This window comes from Pseudomonas sp. SWRI81 (genome assembly GCF_014268545.1).
Lineage (GTDB): Bacteria > Pseudomonadota > Gammaproteobacteria > Pseudomonadales > Pseudomonadaceae > Aquipseudomonas > Aquipseudomonas hamedanensis.
The window spans coordinates 12,211-33,483 of the sequence record NZ_JABWQS010000021.1 but is presented as its reverse complement, the minus strand read 5'-3'; the positions used below and the strand labels follow the sequence as shown (position 1 = coordinate 33,483).

At 64.5% G+C, this 21,273-nt stretch carries 2 protein-coding genes; both read left to right on the top strand.

Annotation, left to right across the window (positions count from 1 at the left end; translation table 11 throughout):
• Position 1: 1 nt before the first annotated feature.
• The gene (locus HU765_RS14995; protein WP_186621443.1) at positions 2-12,964 is read left to right on the top strand and encodes a non-ribosomal peptide synthetase; all 12,963 of its coding nucleotides are present in this window, start codon (positions 2-4) and stop codon (positions 12,962-12,964) included.
• Complete coding sequence (locus HU765_RS14990; RefSeq protein WP_186621442.1) at positions 12,961-21,267, top strand: non-ribosomal peptide synthetase; 8,307 nt, start codon at positions 12,961-12,963, stop codon at positions 21,265-21,267. The genes HU765_RS14995 and HU765_RS14990 overlap by 4 nt, the downstream gene beginning before the upstream one ends.
• The last annotated feature ends 6 nt before the right edge of the window (positions 21,268-21,273 follow it).

The following is a 21,273-nucleotide window of genomic DNA, read 5'->3' as shown; positions in this document are numbered from 1 at the left end:
CATGCATTTCAGCGAACTGATGGCAGTTATTTCCACCCATGCGATCCGCCTTCAACAGGAAGATGAAGACCTGGTCATTCTGGGCAGTGACGACGCGCTGGACGATGCGTTGTGGGACAGCCTCGCCACCCACAAGGCGCAACTGCTTGAGCTGGTCGCCCGGCACAACGGTGACTGGCTGAGTCCGGCCTTTCGCATCACCCCGGACATGCTGCCGCTGGTGACGCTGGATCAACCCACCCTCGACCGCATCGTCGCCGGCGTGCCGGGCGGTGCGGCGAACCTGCAGGACATCTACCCCTTGGCGCCGCTGCAGGAGGGCATGCTCTACCTGCATTTGTCGGCACCAGCGGGCGATCCGTACGTGTCGCAAGCACGCTTCGCCTTTGACAGCCGCGAGCGTCTGCAAGCCTTCGCCGACGCGTTGCAATGGATGATTGGCCGCCACGACATTCTGCGCACTTCGTTTATCTGGGAGCGCCTGGACGAACCGCTGCAAGTGGTCCAGCGCAAGGCTTCGTTGCACTGCGAAGAACTCGATCCGAGCGGCACGGGTGACGTGCTCGAGCAACTGTTGCACCGCCATGATCCGCAACATTTCCGTCTCGATGTCCAGCAAGCGCCGCTGTTGCGTCTGGTGTTCGCCAACGATCCAGACAACGGCCGTGTGGTCGCGTTGTTGCTGTTTCATCACCTGATCATGGATCACCTCGCCCTGGACGTCGTGCGCCGCGAGACGCAGGCGTTTTTGCTCGGGCAGACCGTGCAGGTGGCTCCAGCGGTGCCGTATCGCGATCACCTGGCGCGGGCGCGGCTGGGGTCGAACGAGCCGGCCCACGAGGCGTTCTTTCGCGAAATGCTTGCCGATATCGACGAGCCGACACTGCCTTGCGGGTTACGGGACGTGCAGGGCGACGGGCACTCGATCGAAGAAGCCTCATTGATGCTCGACGGCGCCCTGAGCCAGGCACTGCGCGAGCAGGCGCGGCAATTGGGCGTGAGCGTGGCGAGTGTCATGCACCTGGCGTTGGCGCGGGTGCTCGGCCAGTTATCCGGGCGTACGGCGGTGGTGTTCGGCACGGTACTGCTCGGGCGGATGGCGGCCGGCGAGGGTGGTGAACACGCGTTGGGGATGTTCATCAACACCTTGCCGCTACGGGTGGATGTCGGCGCGGACGATGTGCGCGCCGGCGTGCTGCTGACCCATCGCCGCCTGACCGCGTTGCTCGGCCATGAACAAGCCTCGCTGGCGCTGGCCCAACGCTGCAGCGCCGTGGCCGTGCCGACGCCGCTGTTCAGCGCAATCCTCAATTACCGTCACAGCAGCATCGATGAAGTCGCCGAGATTATTGATATCGCTCCAGGCGTGCAGGTATTGGGCGCTCGCGAACGCACTAACTATCCGCTGACCGTCAACATTGATGATCTGGGCGAAGATCTGCGTATCACCGCTCTGGCGGACATCCGTCTTGGTGCGCAACGGATCGCCGATTATTTGCAGACCACCCTGCGAGGTCTGGTCGAAGCACTGCAGACGGGCGCGCCAACGCCGCTGCACAGTATTGGTATCCTGCCGGCGAGCGAGCGCGAGCATCTGCTGTATGGCGTCAACGCACCGCTCGCACACTTTGCCGATACCCCTTTGATCCATCGACAGTTCGAAGCCCATGCGCAGGCGCGGCCCGACGCCACTGCGTTGATCTTCGACGAGCAGACCCTCAGTTACGGCGAACTCAATCGCCGCGCCAATCAGCTCGCTCATCACTTGCTGGCGCTGGGTATCCGTCCGGATCAACGCGTGGCGATCTGTGTCGAGCGGGGCCCGCAAATGATTGTCGGCTTGCTCGGTGTGCTCAAGGCCGGCGCTGCTTATGTGCCGATCGACCCGGCGTATCCGCAGGAGCGAATCGCCTTCACGTTGCAGGACAGCGCCCCGGTGGCAGTGCTGATACAAGCCGCCACAGGCACATGCGTTGGCGCGTCCGAGGTGCCGCAGATCGACCTCGACAGCCCTCAACTGCGCGCCGAATCCGAAGGCAATCCGCACGTTGCCGGGCTGACGTCGGCGCATCTGGCTTACGTGATTTACACCTCTGGCTCGACGGGTTTGCCCAAGGGGGTCATGGTTGAACATCGCAACGTGGCGCGGCTGTTCTCGGCGACCGCCGACTGGTTTCAGTTCAATGAGCAGGACGTCGGGGCGTTGTTCCACTCGTTCGCTTTCGATTTTTCGGTGTGGGAAATCTGGGCGGCGCTGGCCTTCGGTGGGCAATTGCTGCTGGTTCCGCAAACTGTCAGCCGTTCCCCGGACGAATGCTATGCGTTGCTCTGTCGCAGCGGTGTCACGGTACTCAATCAGACGCCCAGCGCGTTCCGCCAGTTAGTCGCCGCGCAGGGCCGCAGCGCGCTGCAACATTCGCTGCGCGAGGTGATTTTCGGCGGCGAAGCGCTGGAGCCTGGGTTGCTCAAACCGTGGTTTGCCCGGGTCGGCAACGCCGGTACGCGGCTGGTCAACATGTACGGCATCACCGAAACCACGGTGCACGTGACGTATCGACCGCTGCAGGCAGCTGACGCGCAGTTGGTCGGCGTCAGCCCGATTGGCGGGCGCATCCCCGATTTGCAGCTTTACGTGCTGGACGCTCAATGCGAACCGGTGCCGGTCGGTGTGACCGGCGAGTTGTATGTCGGTGGCGCGGGCGTGGCGCGCGGTTATCTCAATCGTCCAGAGCTGAGCGCCGAGCGGTTTATTCGCAACCCTTTCAGCGCGACTGCCGACGCGCGCCTGTACAAGACCGGCGACCTGGCGCGCTGGGCGGCCGACGGCAGCCTCGACTATCTGGGGCGCAACGATGATCAGGTGAAGATTCGTGGCTTTCGCATCGAACTGGGCGAGATTCAGGCGCGCCTGTCGGCTTGTAACGGTGTGCGCGAAGCTGTGGTGATCGCCCGTGAAGACAGCCCCGGCGACCCGCGACTGGTGGCGTACTGGATCGCTGATGACGAAGAACCGAGCGTGGCGCAATTGCGCGACACGCTGCTCGGCTCGCTGGCGGACTACATGGTGCCGAGTGCATTCGTGCGGCTCGACGCCTTGCCGCTGACCGCCAACGGCAAGCTCGACCGCAAAGCATTGCCGCCGCCCGACAGCGATGCGTTCGCACGGCGCGGGTTCGAGGCGCCGCAGGGCGCGATAGAACATCTCATTGCGGACATTTGGCAGCGCTTGCTCGGCGTCGAACAAGTAGGCCGGCATGACAACTTTTTCGAACTGGGCGGACATTCGCTGCTGGCGGTCAAGCTGATCGAACGCATGCGCCAGCATGACTTGCAGTGCGATGTGCGCGTGCTGTTCGGGCAACCGAGCGTGGCGGCGTTGGCGGCGACCCTTGGGGCGACACCGAGTTATGTCGTACCGGCCAATCGCATCGAACCCGGCTGCACGTCGATCACCCCGGATAAACTGCCATTGGCCGATCTGGATCAGGCCGGCATCGACACGGTGCTTGCCAGCGTCCCCGGCGGTGTCGCCAACGTCCAGGACATCTACGCACTGGCGCCGTTGCAGGCCGGCATTCTCTATCACCACCTCGCCACCCACGCTGGCGACCCCTACGTGTTGCAGGCGCAGTTCGCGTTCGCCGGGCTGGCGCAGATCAAAACCTTTGTCCGCGCCTTGAACAGCGTGATCGCCCGGCACGATATCCTGCGCACCAGCGTGGTCTGGGAGGGGCTGGAGGAGCCGGTGCAGGTGGTCTGGCGTGAGGCGCCACTGACCCTTGAGCGGGTCGATGCCGACGGGCTCGCCGGCGATGTGCTGGAGCAAATGCAGGCGCGTTTCGATCCGCGTCACTATCGCCTCGACCTCAAGTCTGCCCCGCTGATGCGTTTTGCCTACACCGAAGACCGCGCCAACCAACGCTGGGTCGGCATCCTGCTGATGCATCACATCGTCCTGGATCACACCGCACTCGAAGTGCTGGTGGCGGAAATGAGCGACCTGATGCACGGGCAAACAGAGGATTTGCCGCCAGCGGTGCAGTATCGCAACTACGTGGCCCAGGCCCGTGCTGGCGCCGATGACGCGGCGCACGCGGCGTTTTTCCGCGACATGCTCGGCGATATCAGCGAACCCACACTGGCCTTCGGTGTGCAGGACGTGCTCGGCGACGGCAGTGCCGTTGTCGACAGCCAATTGACTGTCGATGAGGGCCTCGGCCAACGTTTGCGCGCGTTGTCGCGGCGTCTCGGTCTCAGCATCGCCAGCTTGGTTCATCAAGCCTGGGCACAAGTACTGGCGCAGGTGTCCGGCCAGCAAGAGGTGGTTTTCGGTACCGTGCTGCTCGGGCGCCTGCAGGGCGGTGAGGGCGCGGACCGCGCGTTGGGCATGTTCATCAATACCCTGCCGCTGCGCGTCAGCGTCGCTGCCGAATCGGTGCAGGACAGCGTGCGCGCCACCCATGACCGCCTGGCCCAACTGCTTGGGCACGAGCAGGCTTCATTGTCACTGGCCCAGCGTTGCAGCGGCGTCGCCGCGACGCTGCCGCTGTTCAGCACGCTGCTCAATTACCGCCACAGTCAGCCGGACGCGGCCAGCGCGAAATGGGACGGCATCGAGATTCTTTGCTCGCGTGAGCGCAGCAATTACCCACTGGTGGTCAGCGTTGACGACATGGGCGACGGTTTCTTGTTGAACGTACAGGCCGTGCCGCAGGTGGATGGCATGCGCGTCTGCGATTACCTGCAAACCGCGTTGCACAGTCTGGTGACCGCACTCGAGCACACGCCGACGCTGCCGGTTGAACAGTTGTCGATTGTCTCGCCGGGCGAACGTCATAAGGTGTTGTTTGCCTTCAACGACACCGCCCAGCCGTTCCCGCCGGCGCAGACTGTGCAGCGCCTGGTCGAAGCGCAGGCGCTGGCCAATCCCCAGGCGTGGGCGGCGGTGCAGGGCGAGCAGCGTTTGAGTTACGCCGAACTGAATCAGCGCGCCAATCGCCTGGCCCACCACCTGATCGCCCTTGGCGTACAGCCGGATGACCGCGTCGCCGTGTGCTTGCGCCGCAGTCCGCAGATGCTCGTCGCGCTGCTGGCGATTCTCAAGGCAGGCGCCGCTTACGTGCCGGTCGATCCGGCCTATCCGCGCGAGCGCATCGCCTATCTGTTGCAGGACAGCGATCCCGTAGCGGTGCTGGCCGAGGCGTCGACACGCACCCTGCTGGGCACGGTGTCGTTGATCGATCTGGACAGCGACAGCTGGGCGCAGTTGTCCGCGCGCAACCCCCAACTGCCGGCGCTGACCCCGGCGCATCTGGCTTACGTGATCTACACCTCAGGCTCCACCGGCCAGCCGAAAGGGGTGATGGTCGAACATCGCACGCTGGAAAATCTCGTGCACTGGCACGCCGCCGCGTTCGACCTGTGCGCCGGCAGCCATACCGCCAGCGTTGCCGGGTTCGGTTTTGACGCCATGGCCTGGGAGGTCTGGCCGGCGCTGTGTGTGGGCGCCACTGTGCACTTGCCACCGGCAGCGATCGGCAATGAACACCTCGATGAATTGCTCGAATGGTGGCGCGCGCAGCCGTTGCAGGTGAGTTTTCTACCGACGCCGGTGGCTGAATACGCGTTCAGCCGTGAGCTGGGCCACCCGACTTTACGCACGCTGCTGATCGGTGGCGACAAGCTCAGGCAGTTCCCGAGTAACCAGACCTTCGACGTGATCAACAACTACGGCCCGACCGAAGCCACGGTGGTGTCAACATCGGGTCGCGTCGAGGCTGGGCAGGTCTTGCACATCGGCCGGCCGATTGCCAATGGCACAGTTTATCTGCTGGACAGTCAGCAACAACCGGTGCCGGTCGGTGTGCCGGGGGAGGTGTATGTCGGCGGTGCCGGGGTCGCACGGGGCTATTTGAATCGCCCGGCATTGACCTCCGAAATGTTCCTGCAAGACCCGTTCAGCGATGAACCGCACGGGCGTCTGTACCGCACCGGCGACGTCGCGCGTTGGCGCGGGGACGGTACGCTCGAGTACCTGGGGCGCAATGACGATCAAGTCAAACTGCGTGGCGTGCGCATCGAGCCCGGCGAAATCGAAGCCGCACTGAGGACCCACAACGGCGTGCAAGACGTCGTGGTGTTGGTACGTGACGGGCGGCTACTGGCGTGGTTCAGCGAGCGCCGCGCGGTAGATATCGCCGACTTGCGCGATCATTTGCAGAGTCGCTTGCCCGAGGCACTGATCCCGGCCGCCTATGTCCGCGTCGACGCCATGCCGCTGACCGCTAACGGTAAACTCGACCGAAAAGCCTTGCCGGAGCCGGATCAGAGCGCGTGGCTCAGCCATGAATATGCGGCGCCGCAAGGTCCGCTGGAAACCGCCCTGGCGCAGATCTGGAGCGATCTGCTCAAGGTCGGGCGAGTCGGGCGCCATGACAATTTCTTCGAACTGGGCGGGCATTCACTGCTCGCCGTGAGCTTGATCGAACGCCTGCGTCAGCTCGGCCTGAGTGCTGATGTGCGGGTGCTGTTCAGCCAGCCGACCCTTGCCGCACTGGCCGCAGCGATGGGCAGCGGGCGCGAGATTGCGGTGCCGGCCAATCGCATTCCTCGCGATTGCCGTTACATCAGCGCGGACATGGTGAGCCTCAGCGAACTGGATCAGGCCAGTGTCGATTGCATCGTCGCCACGGTGCCGGGCGGCGCGGCCAACGTGCAGGAAATCTATCCGCTGGCGCCGTTGCAGGAAGGCATTCTTTACCACCACATCAGCGCCGGCGCCGGCGACCCGTATCTGCTGCAATCGAGTCTGGCGTTTGCCGACATCCATCGGCTGCACGCGTTCGCCAATGCGCTGCAAACGGTGATCGCGCGACACGATATTTTGCGCACCAGTGTGGTCTGGGAGGGGCTGCCGAGCCCGCAGCAAGTAGTTTGGCGGCACGCGCCGTTGGCGTTGGAAGCCGTTGCGCTGGCGTCGGCGGACGGTGACGTACTCGCGCAACTGCAAGCACGCTTCGTCGCCCGGCAATGGCGTCTGGACCTCGGGCAGGCACCGCTGATGCGTCTGGTGTATGCCGACGATCCCGTGAACAAGCGGGTCGTGGCGTTGCTGATGTTCCACCACATTGCTCTCGATCACACTGCGCTGGAGGTAGTGCGGGAGGAAATGCACGCCACTCTGCTCGGCCATACCGAGCCACTGCCGGCAGCGGCACCGTACCGCAACTACGTGGCGCAGGCCCGCCACGGCGTCAGCGAGCAGGAACACGAGACGTTCTTTCGCGAAATGCTTGGCGATATCGACGAGCCGACCTTGCCGTTCGGTTTGCGTGAGGTCACGGGAGATGGGCGCGATATCGAAGCGCATGTCAGCACATTGCCGCTGGAGTTGAGCCAGCGCTTGCGGGCGCAGGCGCGCAGCTTCGGGGTGAGCGCGGCCAGCCTGTTCCACTTGGCTTGGGCGCAGGTGCTGGCGGTCACCGCCGGCCAGCCGCGCGTGGTGTTCGGCAGCGTGCTGCTTGGGCGGATGCAGGGCGGTGAGGGCGCTGACCGGGCACTGGGCATGTTCATCAACACCTTGCCGTTGCGTGTGGAGGTGGCTGAACACGGCGTCGGCGCCGCACTGCGCGATGTGCATCAGCGTCTGGCCGCGCTGCTCGGCCATGAACACGCCTCGCTGGCCCTTGCTCAGCGATGCAGTGCTGTCGCGGCGCCGTCGCCACTGTTCAGTTCAGTGCTCAACTATCGTCACAGCGCCGCGCGCCAGACGGCTGAGGTGGCGTGGCAAGGGATCGAGTTTCTCGCCCACGACGGGCGCAGCCATTATCCGCTGACGCTGAGCATCAACGATCTGGGCGAAGGCTTCGATCTGGCGGTGCTGACACCTGGCGAGGTGGGGGCACAACGGGTCTGCGAACTGATGCAGTGCGCACTGACGGCGCTGGTGTCGGCGCTGGAGGAAAACCCCGGGCAGGCGCTGGATCGCCTGGCGATCCTGCCGCCGTTCGAGCGTCAACGCGTGCTTACGCAGTTCAACGCCAGCGCTACGGTTTTCCCGCCCGCGCAAACCGTGCACCGATTGTTCGAGGCGCAGGCCTTGCTCAATCCAGAGGCTGTGGCGGTGCAAGCCGGCGAGCAACAGCTGACCTATGCGCAGCTCGATCAACAGGCCAATCGTCTCGCGCATTATCTGCTCGAACTGGGCGTCAGGCCGGACGCGCGGGTGGCGATTTCCACCCGGCGTGGCCCGCATATGTTGCTGGCGATGCTGGCGGTACTCAAGGCCGGCGCTGCCTATGTGCCGATCGATCCGGCGCATCCGGCCGAGCGCATCGCCTATTTGCTGGCCGACAGTGCGCCGCTGGCGCTGCTGGTGTCGGGCGTGGATCTGGGCACTGTGGAAGTGCCGGTGATTGATCTTGGCGATGAGCGGTGGCATGACCTGCCTGAACACAGCCCAGAGGTCGAGGGTTTGACTGCGGACAATCTCGCCTATGTGATCTACACCTCAGGCTCCACCGGCCAGCCGAAAGGGGTGATGGTCGAACACCGCACGCTGGAAAATCTCGTGCACTGGCACGCCGCCGCGTTCGACCTGTGCGCCGGCAGCCATATCGCCAGCGTTGCCGGGTTCGGTTTTGATGCCATGGCCTGGGAGGTCTGGCCGGCGTTGTGTGTGGGCGCCACTGTGCACTTGCCACCGGCAGCGATCGGCAATGAACACCTCGATGAATTGCTCGAATGGTGGCGCGCGCAACCGTTGCAGGTGAGTTTTCTACCGACGCCGGTGGCTGAATACGCGTTCAGCCGTGAGCTGAGCCACCCGACCTTGCGCACGCTGCTGATCGGTGGCGACAAGCTCAGGCAGTTCCCGCGTAACCAGACCTTCGACGTGATCAACAACTACGGCCCGACCGAAGCCACGGTGGTGGCGACGTCGGGTCGCATCGAGTGCGGGCAGCCACTGCACATCGGCCGGCCAATCGCCAATGCCAGAGCGTATGTTCTCGATGCGCAACAGAACCCACTGCCGGTGGGTGTCACAGGTGAGTTGTTCATAGCCGGTGCAGGCGTGGCCAGGGGCTATCTGAACCGCGATGAACTGACCGCCGAACGCTTTCTTGCCGATCCGTTCAGCCAGGAACCGGGCGCGCGCATGTACCGCACTGGCGACCTTGTGCGGTGGCGTACCGACGGCACGCTGGAGTATCTGGGGCGCAACGACGATCAGGTGAAGCTGCGTGGCGTGCGTGTGGAACTGGGCGAAATCGAAGCGGCACTCGCCAGTCATCCGGCCTTGCAAGAGGCCGTCGCCCAGGTGCGTGACGGTCAGTTGCTGGCCTGGTTCACCGCCCGCGCGCCGCTGGACCTCGACGACCTGCGCGAGCATCTGCAGATGCGCCTGCCGCAAGCCTTGCTGCCGGCGGCTTATGTTCGGCTGGACAGTTTGCCGCTGACCGCCAACGGCAAACTCGACCGCCAGGCTTTGCCGGAGCCTGAGCAAAACGCCTGGCTGAGCCGCCAGTACGAAGCGCCGCGAGGCTCGGTGGAAACCGCGCTGGCGCAAATCTGGAGCGAAGTGCTCAAGGTCGAACAGGTCGGCCGGCACGACAACTTCTTTGAACTGGGCGGGCATTCGCTGCTGGCGGTCAGCGTCATCGAGCGCATGCGCCAGATCGACCTGAGCACCGACGTGCGCGTGCTGTTCGACCAGCCGACACTGGCAGCGCTGGCAGCAGCCGTCGGCAGCGGACGGGAAATCGTGGTACCGGCCAATGGCATCGCAGCGGACTGCGATCACATCACGCCGGACATGCTCAGTCTGCTTGAACTGGACCAGGCGACGCTCGACCGCATCGTTGCCACGGTGCCGGGCGGTGCGGCCAATGTGCAGGACATTTACCCGTTGGCGCCGTTGCAGGAAGGCATTCTTTATCACCACATCACGGCTGCGCAAAACGATCCGTACGTACTGCACTCGCGCCTGATGTTCGCCAGTGTCGAGCGTGTCGAGGCGTTCGCCCGTGCGCTGCGGCAAGTCATGGCGCGCCACGATATCTTGCGCACGGCGATTGTCTGGCAGGGCCTGACAGTCCCCGTGCAGGTGGTGTGGCGCGAAGCTCAATTGCCGGTAGAAGAAGTTGCCTTCGAGCAGTTGACGGTGGACAACCTGGACCTCACTGAGGCACCACTGATTCGGCTGTTGTACGCCCGCGACCCGGCCACTGGGCAAGTGGCCGGCCTGTTGCTGTTCCATCACATCGCCCTTGACCACACGGCGCTGGAAGTCGTGCGCGAAGAAATGCAGATCAGCCTGGGCGGCGAGCAGCGTTCGCTGCCGGTGCCAGTGCCGTATCGCAACTACGTGGCACAGGCGCGGCTTGGCGCCAGTGAGGCGGAGCACGAGGCGTTTTTCCGCGACATGCTTGGCGATGTCGATGAGCCGACCTTGCCGTTCGGCTTGCGTGAGGTCAACGCGGGGTCCGGTACTTGTGAAGAGGCCTCGCTGGCGCTGCCCGACGCGCTGACGCAGCGTTTGCGCGCTCAGGCACGGCACATGGGCATCAGCGTCGCGAGCGTGTTTCATCTGGCCTGGGCACAAGTGCTGGGCGCTACCTCCGGACAGGATCGGGTGGTGTTCGGCACCGTACTGATGGGGCGCATGCAGGGCGGGGCGGGTGCCGATCGCGGGCTGGGCATGTTCATCAATACTTTGCCGTTGCGTGTGGACCTTGGCGCGCAACCGGTGCGTGCGGCACTCCGGGCTACCCATGGGCAACTCACCGGCCTGTTGGCGCATGAGCATGCTTCGTTGGCACTGGCCCAGCGTTGCAGCCGGATTGCGGCGCCGGCGCCGCTGTTCAGCGCGATGCTCAACTACCGGCATGGCAGCGCCACGCCTGCCCAGGCACACCCGGCGTGGCAAGGCATCGAGACCTTAAGCAGTGAGGAACGCACCAACTACCCGCTGACGCTCAACGTCGATGACCTGGGCACAGGCTTCAGGCTCACCGCGATGACCTTGGCGCAGGTCGGTGCGTTGCGTATCTGTACTTATATGGAAGCCGCGTTGCAAGCGCTGGTCGGTGCCTTGGAGCAAGCGCCGCAGCAACCTGTCAATCAGTTGTCGGTCCTGCCGGACGCCGAGCGTCAGCGCCTGCTGTTCGACTTCAACGCGACGGCGGTCGATTACAACCTGCAGCAGACTTTGCACGGTCTGTTCGAAGCCCAGGTGTTGCGCACCCCGCACGCACCGGCATTGCAAATGGCTGACCAGCGCCTCGACTTCCAGCAACTCAACGAGCGCGCCAACCGCCTGGCCCATCATCTGATCGGGCTTGGGGTTCAGGCCGATGCGCGGGTGGCGATCTGTGTCGAACGCAGTGTGGCGATGGTTGTCGGCCTGTTGGCTATCCTCAAGGCCGGCGGCGCTTATGTCCCGCTGGACCCGGACTACCCGGCCGAGCGCATTGCTTACATGCTCGCCGACAGCGCGCCGGTGGCGGTGCTGGTGCAAGGCAGCACGGCCGCGCGGGCGAGTGCGCTGGCGGTGCCAGTGATCAATCTGGAACACGACAGTTGGCACGACTTGCCGGCGGACAATCCGCAGGTCCCCGGCCTGACCTCGGCGCATCTGGCTTACGTGATCTACACCTCAGGCTCCACCGGCCAGCCCAAGGGTGTCGCCAACGAACACCGCGCGGTGGTCAACCGCTTGCTGTGGATGCAGGACGCCTATGCACTGAGCGCTGTAGATACCGTATTGCAGAAAACCCCATTCAGCTTCGACGTGTCGGTCTGGGAGTTTTTCTGGCCGCTGATGACCGGCGCGCGTTTGCTCCTGGCCCGTCCTGGCGGGCACAAGGAGCCGGCCTACCTGAGCGAGCTGATCGAGCGCGAACACATCACCACCGTGCATTTCGTGCCGTCGATGCTCGACGTGTTTCTTGCTCACGGTCAGACCGAACGCTGCGCCGCACTGCGCCAGGTGATGTGCAGTGGCGAGGCGTTGCCCGGCAGCCTGGTACGGCGGTTCAAACAGCAGTTACCGGCCAGCCAGTTGCACAACCTGTACGGCCCGACCGAAGCGGCGGTGGATGTCACCGCGTGGAGTTGCGCCGGGCCGCTGCAGGACACGCCGGATAACACGCCGATTGGCAAACCGATTGCCAACACCCGGATGTACATCCTCGACGCGCAGCAACAACCGGTGCCGCAAGGTGTGGTTGGCGAGTTGTACATCGGTGGCGTGCAGGTCGCGCGTGGTTATCTGAACCGCGCCGAACTGAGTGCCGAACGCTTCCTCAGCGACCCGTTCAGCCAGCAGGCGCAAGCGCGCCTGTACCGCACCGGCGATATCGCCCGTTATCGCGCCGACGGCCACATCGAGTATCTGGGGCGCAATGACGACCAGGTGAAGATTCGCGGCCTGCGCATCGAACTCGGTGAAATCCAGGCCGGCCTGACGGGGATCGATGGCGTGCACGAAGCGGCGGTGCTGGCCCGTGAAGACGTGCCGGGGGACAAGCGGCTGGTGGCGTACTACACCGGTTTGCGGCTGGACATCGACATCCTGCGCGCCGCATTGCTGCACGCCTTGCCGGACTACATGGTCCCGGCAACGTTCGTCCATCTCGAGCGCCTGCCGCTCAGCCCCAACGGCAAACTCGACCGCAAGGCGTTGCCGGCACCCAATCAGGATTCGCTCAACAAGCGCCCCTACGAGGCACCGGTCGGCGAGGTGGAAATCACGCTGGCGCGGCTGTGGGGCGAATTGCTCAATGTCGAACGAGTCGGGCGGCATGACCACTTTTTCGAATTGGGCGGGCATTCGTTGCTGGCGGTGAGTCTGGTCGGCCGTCTGCAACAGGAAGGCCTGGAGGCGGATGTCCGGGCGTTGTTCGAACAACCGACCCTGGCCGGCTATGCAGCAATCACGGAAAGAATGGAGATCGTCCTGTGAACCTGAACCCTTTGTTGGCGACACTCAAGGCCCGAGACATCCAGTTGACGGTCACGGACGAGCAGTTGCGCGTCAATGGCAACAAGCAGGCCTTGAGCGATCCGGCGCTACTGGCGTCGTTGCGCGAGCACAAGGCGGCGTTGATCGAGTTGATCAAGGCCGGCGAGTATTCGGCGGCGCGTGTCGGGCAGGTCGAAGTGCCGGCCAATGGCATCGGCCCTGGTTGCACGCACATCACCCCGGCGATGCTGACCCTGACGCAACTGAGTCAGGACGCCCTCGATCACCTGATCGAAGGCATCCCCGGCGGGGCTGCGAACGTGCAAGACATCTATCCGTTAACGCCATTGCAGGAAGGCATTCTTTATCACCACGTCAGCGCCCAACACGGCGATCCGTATGTCATGCAGGCTCAATTCGCTTTCAGCGGGGCAGAGCGTTTGCAGGCATTTGTCGATGCGTTACAAACGGTGATCGATCGTCACGACATCCTGCGCACGGCGGTGGTCTGGGAAGGTCTCGACACACCGCTGCAAGTGGTCATGCGCGCTGCGCGCCTGCCGCTGGAAGAACTGACTCTGGAAGCCGATGGCGGTGATGCCCTGGCACAGTTGCACGCCCGTTTCGACGCCAGGCAGTTCCGTCTCGACGTGACCCGTGCGCCGCTGTTGCGCCTGGCGCATGCCCGGGATGTGAGCGGACAACGCATCGTCGCGATGCTGTTGTTCCATCACCTGGCGATGGACCACTCGGCCCTGGCGGTGGTCAGCGAGGAATTGCAGGCCTGCCTGTGCGGACACGCCGCGCGGTTGGGCCCGCCCGTGCCGTTTCGCAATTACGTGGCGCAGGCCCGACTCGGCATCAGCGAGGCGGAACACGAAGCGTTTTTCCGCGACATGCTCGCTGACATCGACGAGCCGACCTTGCCCTACGGATTGCAAGGCGTGCACGGTGACGGCAGCGACGTCGTCGAGTTCAGCCAGGCGCTCGACCCGCAACTCAATCGCCGCCTGCGGGCCCAGGCGCGGCGGCTGGGCGTGAGCGTGGCGAGCCTGTTTCACCTCGGTTGGGGGCAAGTGCTCAATGCCCTGACCGGGCAAGTGAGCGTGGTCTTCGGCACCGTGTTGATGGGGCGCATGCAAAATGCCGAAGGCACCGAACGCGCGCTGGGCATCTTCATCAACACGTTGCCGTTGCGTGTGGACATCGCAGCGCTCGCCGTCGGTGAGGCGGTCAAGGCCACCCACGCGCGGCTGACTACCTTGATGCGTCATGAACATGCGCCGCTGGCGCTGGCGCAACGCTGCAGCGGTGTGGTCGCTTCTTCGCCGTTGTTCAGCACGCTGCTCAATTATCGACACAGCGCCTCCAGTGCCGCTGCCAGCGACGAAGCACTCGCCGCGTGGGAAGGCATCAGTGTGTTGCGCTCGGAAGAACGCACCAATTACCCGCTGACCCTGAGCATCGACGACTTCGGCGACCGGCTCAGCCTGACGTTGCTGGCCAGTAGCGCCGTCGATGGTGGACGTCTCTGCGCCTACCTGTTGTGTGCGGTGGAGCAATTGTTATCGGCGCTCGAACAGGCGCCCGAGACGCCGCTGAACCAGTTGTCGGTGCTGCCGGCCGCAGAGCGTGAGCAAGTGTTGCGCGAATTCAACGCCAGCCAGGTCGATTACCCGGCGGCGCTGCCCGTTCATCAGCGTTTCGAAGCGCAGGTGCTGGCCCGTCCGGAGGCGCTGGCGGCCGTTCATGGGGGCGAGGCGCTGACCTTTGCCGAGTTGAACCACAAGGCCAACGCCCTGGCGCATCAGTTGATCGGTCTGGGCGTGCAGCCGGATGACCGCGTTGCCATCGTTGGCCGACGCGGGCTGGAGGCTCTGGTCGGGCTGCTGGCGATTCTCAAGGCCGGCGCCGGTTACGTGCCGGTCGATCCGGCGCACCCGGCCGAACGCCTGCTGCATCTGCTGCGCGACAGTGCACCCGTGGCCGTGTTGACCAGCACCGAGCTGCGCGAACGCCTGCCGATGCTGGCCGTGCCAGTGCTCAATCTGGACCCGCGGACCTGGCCGGCGGGCATCACCGGTAACCCGCAATTGCCGAGTCTCAATGCCGCGCATCTGGCTTACGTGATCTATACCTCTGGCTCCACCGGGTTGCCCAAGGGCGTCATGGTCGAACACCGCACCTTGTCGAACCTGATCGATTGGCACTGCTCAGCCTTTGATTTGTGTGCTGGCCGCCATACCTCAAGCCTCGCCGGGTTTGGCTTCGATGCCATGGCCTGGGAAGTCTGGCCGGCGCTGTGCGCGGGCGCGACCCTGCACATCGCACCGGCCCACGACGGCAGTGAAGACATCGACGCCTTGCTTGAATGGTGGCGCGCACAACCGCTGGACGTGAGCTTCCTGCCCACGCCAGTGGCCGAATACGCGTTCAGCCAACAGCTGGAGCATCCGACCTTGCGCACGCTGCTGATCGGCGGCGACCGCTTGCGGCAGTACTCGCGCAACCAGCGTTTCGACGTGATCAACAATTACGGCCCGACCGAAACCACGGTGGTCGCCACCTCCGGGCGTATCGACAGCGGCGACGCCTTGCACATTGGCAAACCGGTGAGCAATGCCACGGTGTACCTGCTCGATGCGCAACAGCGGCCGGTGCCGATTGGCGTCGCCGGCGAGTTGTACATTGGCGGCAGCGGCGTGGCCCGTGGGTATCTGAACCAGCCGCAGCTCACTGCCGAACGCTTCCTCTGCGATCCGTTCAGCCACGCCGCACAGGCGCGCATGTACCGCTCCGGCGATCTGGCGCGCTGGCGCAGCGACGGCACGCTCGAATATCTGGGGCGCAATGACGACCAGGTGAAGATTCGCGGCGTACGCATCGAGCCGGGCGAAATCGAGCAGCGCCTCAACCAATTGCCCGGGATTCAGGAAGCGGTAGTGCTGGCCCGCGAGGATCAGCCGGGGCAGTCGCGGCTGGTGGCGTATTTCACCGAGCAGGCGCAAGTGCAGGCGCTGGACGTGGCGCAGTTGCGCGCGCTGCTGCTGACCCAGTTGCCGGAATACATGGTGCCGTCCGCTTTCGTCAAACTCGACGGATTGCCGCTCACGGCCAACGGCAAGCTCGACCGCAAAGCCCTGCCGAAACCCGAGCGCTCGGCGCTGTTCGTCCGCGACTATGTGGCGCCGGAGGGCGAAGTGGAAACGGCGCTGGCCGACATCTGGGCCGACGTGCTGCAGGTCGAACGGGTAGGGCGCGAGGATCATTTCTTTGAACTCGGCGGGCATTCGCTGCTGGCCATGCGCATGGTCGCGCACGTCAGGCAGCGCCTGGGCGTCGAGCTGGTGCTCAGCGATCTGTTTGCCAACGCCGAGCTGGCAGCAGTGGCGCAGGTGTTGACCGAAGCCGGGCGCTGCACGCAACCACCGATTCTGCCGGTGCCCCGTGACACCGCGCTGCCGCTGTCGTTTTCCCAGCAGCGCTTCTGGTTTCTGGCGCAGATGGAGGGTGCCAACACCGCCTATAACATCCCGATTGCCCTGCGCTTGCGCGGCGCCCTGGACGACGTTGCCCTGCAACGCGCACTGGCCCGCATCGTCGCGCGCCACGAAACGCTGCGCAGCCGCTTCGCGCCGCTCGATGGCGACGCGCAGGTGCTGATTGCTCCGGTCGACAGTGGTCTTGTGCTTCGTCTCGAAGATCTGCGCCACCATCCGCAGGCGCAGGAGGCGTTGCAGGCATTGATTCAGGGCGAGGCCTCAGGACCGTTCGACCTGCTTGACGATCCGTTGATCCGCGGACGCCTGGTACGCCTGGCCGACGATCACCATGTGCTGCTGCTGACCTTGCACCACATCATCTCTGACGGTTGGTCGATGGGCGTGCTGACCCGCGAACTGATGGCGCTGTATCAGGCGTTCAGTCAGGGTGAAGACGACCCGTTACCGCCGTTGACCCTGCAATACAGCGACTATGCGGTGTGGCAGCGGCGCTGGTTGAGCGGCGAGGTGTTGCAGCGCCAGAGCGAATACTGGCAGCGCACCCTGCGTGATGTGCCGGCCTTGCTGACCTTGCCGACGGATCGCCCGCGCCCGGCGCAGCAGGATTACGCCGGCAGCAGCATTGCGCTGCAACTGGATGCGCGTTTGAGCGCCGGACTCAAGGCCTTGAGCCAGCGCCACGGCGCGACGTTGTACATGACGCTGCTCGGCGCGTGGGCGCTGCTGTTGGGGCGCTTGTCCGGGCAAACCGATGTGGTCATCGGATCGCCGGTCGCCAACCGTAACCGCGCCGAAGTCGAGGGGATGATCGGCCTGTTCGTCAACACCCTGGCATTGCGCATCGACACCGCTGGCGAGTTGAATGGCCAAGCGCTGCTGACGCGGGTCAAGGCGATTACCCTGCAAGCGCAGGCGCATCAGGACCTGCCCTTCGAACAAGTGGTGGAAATTACCCGTCCGGTGCGCAGCCTGGCGCACAGCCCGCTGTTCCAGAGCATGTTCAACTGGCGCAACAGCGACGGACCGGCGCTGGACTTGGGCGAGCTGACGCTGGAAGCCGTGGCCGAGCCCAGTCATTTTGCCAAGTTCGACCTGACCCTGACCCTCGGCGAGACCCCGGAAGGCATTGGCGGCTGGCTGGAATACGCCACCGCGCTGTTCGATGAAGCCACCGTGCAGCGTTTTGCCGGCTATCTGCAGCAGCTGTTACAAGCGATGGTCAGCAACGATCAGGCGCTGCTCGCCCACGTGCCGCTGGTGCAGGACGAGGAGCGTCAGCGCTTGCTGGTGGATTTCAATGCGACCGATCGCGAATACCCACACACCGACACGGTACAGCGGTTGTTCGAACAATACGCCGCGCGACAGCCCGACGCCGTCGCAGCGGTACATGGCGAACAGACCTTGAGCTATGCCGAGCTGAACCGCCGGGCCAATCAACTGGCTCATTTTCTGCTGAGTGAAGGCGTGAAGCCCGGCGATGCGGTGGCGATCCTGTTACCGCGCTCGCTGGACCTGCTGATCGCGCAGCTGGCGATCGGCAAATGCGCGGCGGCCTGGGTGCCGCTGGATATTCACGCGCCGGCCGATCGCCAGGCGTTCATGGTCGACGATTGCCGGGCCGCTGTGTTGCTGACCCGCAGCACAGCCACGGCGGCTTTTGCGGTGCGGCGGATCGACCTCGACTCGCTGCAGCTCGACGCCCAGCCCGGTCATAACCCGGATCTGCCGCAATCGGCGCAGTCGCTGGCATACATCATGTACACCTCCGGCTCCACCGGCATGCCAAAAGGCGTGATGGTGCCGCACCGGGCGATCACGCGGCTGGTGATCAACAACGGCTACGCCGATTTCAACCGCCAGGATTGTATAGCGTTCGCCTCCAACCCGGCCTTCGATGCGAGCACCATGGACGTTTGGGGCGCGCTGCTCAATGGCGCACGCGTGGCGATCATTGACCATGCCACCTTGCTCGATCCGCAAGCGTTCGGCGACGAACTCAAGCGCAGCGGCGCGAGCATCCTGTTCGTCACCACAGCCCTGTTCAACCAGTATGTGCAGCTGATTCCCGACGCCTTGAAGGGTTTGCGCATCCTGCTTTGTGGCGGTGAGCGCGGCGATCCGGCGGCGTTTCGCAAGTTGCGCAGCGAGGCTCCGAACGTGCGTCTGGTGCACTGTTATGGCCCGACGGAAACCACCACTTACGCCACCACGTTTGCCGTGCAGACTGTCGCCGAAGAGGCCGACAGCGTGTCGATCGGCGGGCCGATTTCCAATACGCAGGTGTATGTGCTCGACGCCTGTCAGCAACCGGTGCCGTTCGGCGTCACGGGTGAGTTGTACATTGGCGGGCAGGGCGTGGCCCTGGGGTATCTGAACCGGCCTGAACTGACGGCGCAGAAGTTCCTGCGCGACCCGTTCAGCACACAGCCCGACGCGATGATGTATCGCACCGGTGACCTGGTGCGCTGGCTGGCCCCCGGGCAGCTTGAGTGCATCGGTCGCAACGATGATCAGGTGAAAATTCGCGGATTCCGTATTGAGCTGGGCGAGATCGAAAACCGTCTGCTCGGTTGCCCCGGCGTCAAGGAGGCCATCGTGCTGGCGCGGCGTGACGGTACGGAACCGACGCGCCTGGTGGCCTATTTCACTACCGACGATGCCGACCTGCAAAGCGCCACGCTGCGCGCCTTGTTGCAGGCACGGCTGCCGGAATACATGGTGCCCTCGGCGTGGGTGCCTCTGGAGACGTTGCCGCTGAACAACAATGGCAAGGTCGATCGCAAGGCCTTGCCGGCACCGACGCAGGCGGCGTTGCTCAGCCGTGTGTACGAGGCGCCGGGCAATGCACTTGAAACCCGTCTCGCCGGGTTGTGGGGCGAAATCCTCCAGGTCGAGCAGGTCGGTCGCCACGACAACTTCTTCGAGCTGGGCGGGCATTCGTTGCTGGCGGTGCGTCTGGTCAACCAGATGCAGCAGGCCGATCTCCCCATGACCCTGGCCGAGCTGTTCCAGCATCCCAGCGTTGAAGCGGCCGCTGCGCTGCTCGCTGGACGTGATGGCGGGGTTGCGCCGGAGCCTGAGCCGGGGCTGACGCTGGTGCGCGCGGGTGATCAGAGCACGCCATTGTTTCTGGTCCACGAATTCAGTGGCCGCGACGTGTATTTTCCGGCGCTGGGCCGGCACATCGGCGGCGCTTTTCCTATCTACGGGCTGCCGGGCATCGACTACGGCCAAACCCAGTTGCGCACGCTCGAATGCCTGGCGAGGCGCATGGTCGGGATCATTCGCACCCGACAACCGCATGGGCCTTACCGACTGGCCGGTTGGTCGTTTGGTGGTGTACTGGCTTATGAGGTCGCTCAGCAGTTGCTCGGACTGGACGAAATTGTCGAGTTTATCGGGCTGATTGACAGCTATGTGCCGCGTCTGGCCGATCCGCACAAGGCACGCTGGAACGATGCGCACGTGCACAAGCGTCAATTGCTCTTGCATTGCACCGCGCACTGGGCCGGTCTTGGCGAAGACGGGCAGGGCGGACTCGCCGCGCTTGCAGCGTTGCAGGCCGAACTGGAATCGCTGGCGTTCGCCGAGCTGCTCGAACGTTGCCAGCGCCAGCAATTGCTGCACCCTGAGTTGGCGGCAGCTTCGGCGGCAGAGGCCTGGCATTACCTGGATCGCGAGGTGGCGCACGGGCATGCGCTGGCACATTACCGGGTCAGTCCGTTGCCCCTGCCGCTGCATGTGTTCCGTGCGAAACATCGCTCGGCGGCGATGGCGCAGCTCAGCCCGACCCTGGGGTGGGCCGAAGAGTTGCCGGATAGCGAGCTGCGCTGCATCGACGTGCCGGGCGACCACCAGAGCATGATGAAAGCCCCGCATATCCAAGCCCTGGGTCAGGCGATCAGCCAGGCACTGGAAGCGGCGCAGGCGCCGGCATTGCCTGGCTACCAACCGCTGGTGACCATTCAAACGGGCGACAGCTCCCGGGCGCCGATTTTCTGCGTGCCGGGGGCCGGCGACAGCGTCACCGGGTTCATTCATTTGACCGAGGCCCTCGGCCCTCAATGGCCGATTCACGGCCTGCAACCGCGCGGGCTGGAAGGTGGGGCGGTGCCGCACAGTCAAGTCGAGGCGGCGGCGCTTTTTTACCGGCGGGCAATCGAGCAATTCTATCCGCAGGGTCCGCTGCACCTGATCGGGCACTCGTTCGGCGGTTGGGTAGCGCATGCCATGGCTGCGCAGTTTGAGGCCGACGGACGTGAGGTGGCGTCGTTGACCCTGATTGACAGCGAGTCGCCCGGCGGCAACGGCGTAATGGGTAGAGCCTACACCGCGACCGCGGCGCTGCAACGGCTGATCGAGGCGCTGCAACTGTCGGCCGGTACTTCGCTGGGCATCGATGCCGAGGCGTTCGCCGACGCCGATGACGCCACGCAACTGGGTTTGCTGCACGCGGGCATGGTGCGTGCGGGCGTGCTGTCGGCACGGTCTACGCCACAGTCGCTAATCGGTTCGACTCGCACTTTTGCCAGCGCCTTGCGCACGGTCTATCAGCCGCACCAGCGCTACAGCGGCCCGGTGCGCCTGGCGCTGGTCGACGATCCGACGCTGGATGCGGCCGGTAATCAGCGAGAGCAAGCGGCGATGGTCGAGAGATGGCGAAGGGAGGTAACTGATCTGACGGTGTGGTACGGGCCGGGCAATCATTTCACCCTGCTCAAGGCGCCCAACGTATTCAGTTTCGCCGCGTGGTGGCACGAAGGGCTCACGGAGCCTGCCAGTGAAGTGCTCTCCTGATTGATG

What these genes read in the sequence shown, in the direction of transcription:
- HU765_RS14995 (WP_186621443.1), top strand. Translation starts at nt 2, where the DNA reads ATGCATTTCAGCGAACTGATGGCAGTTATTTCCACCCATGCGATCCGC.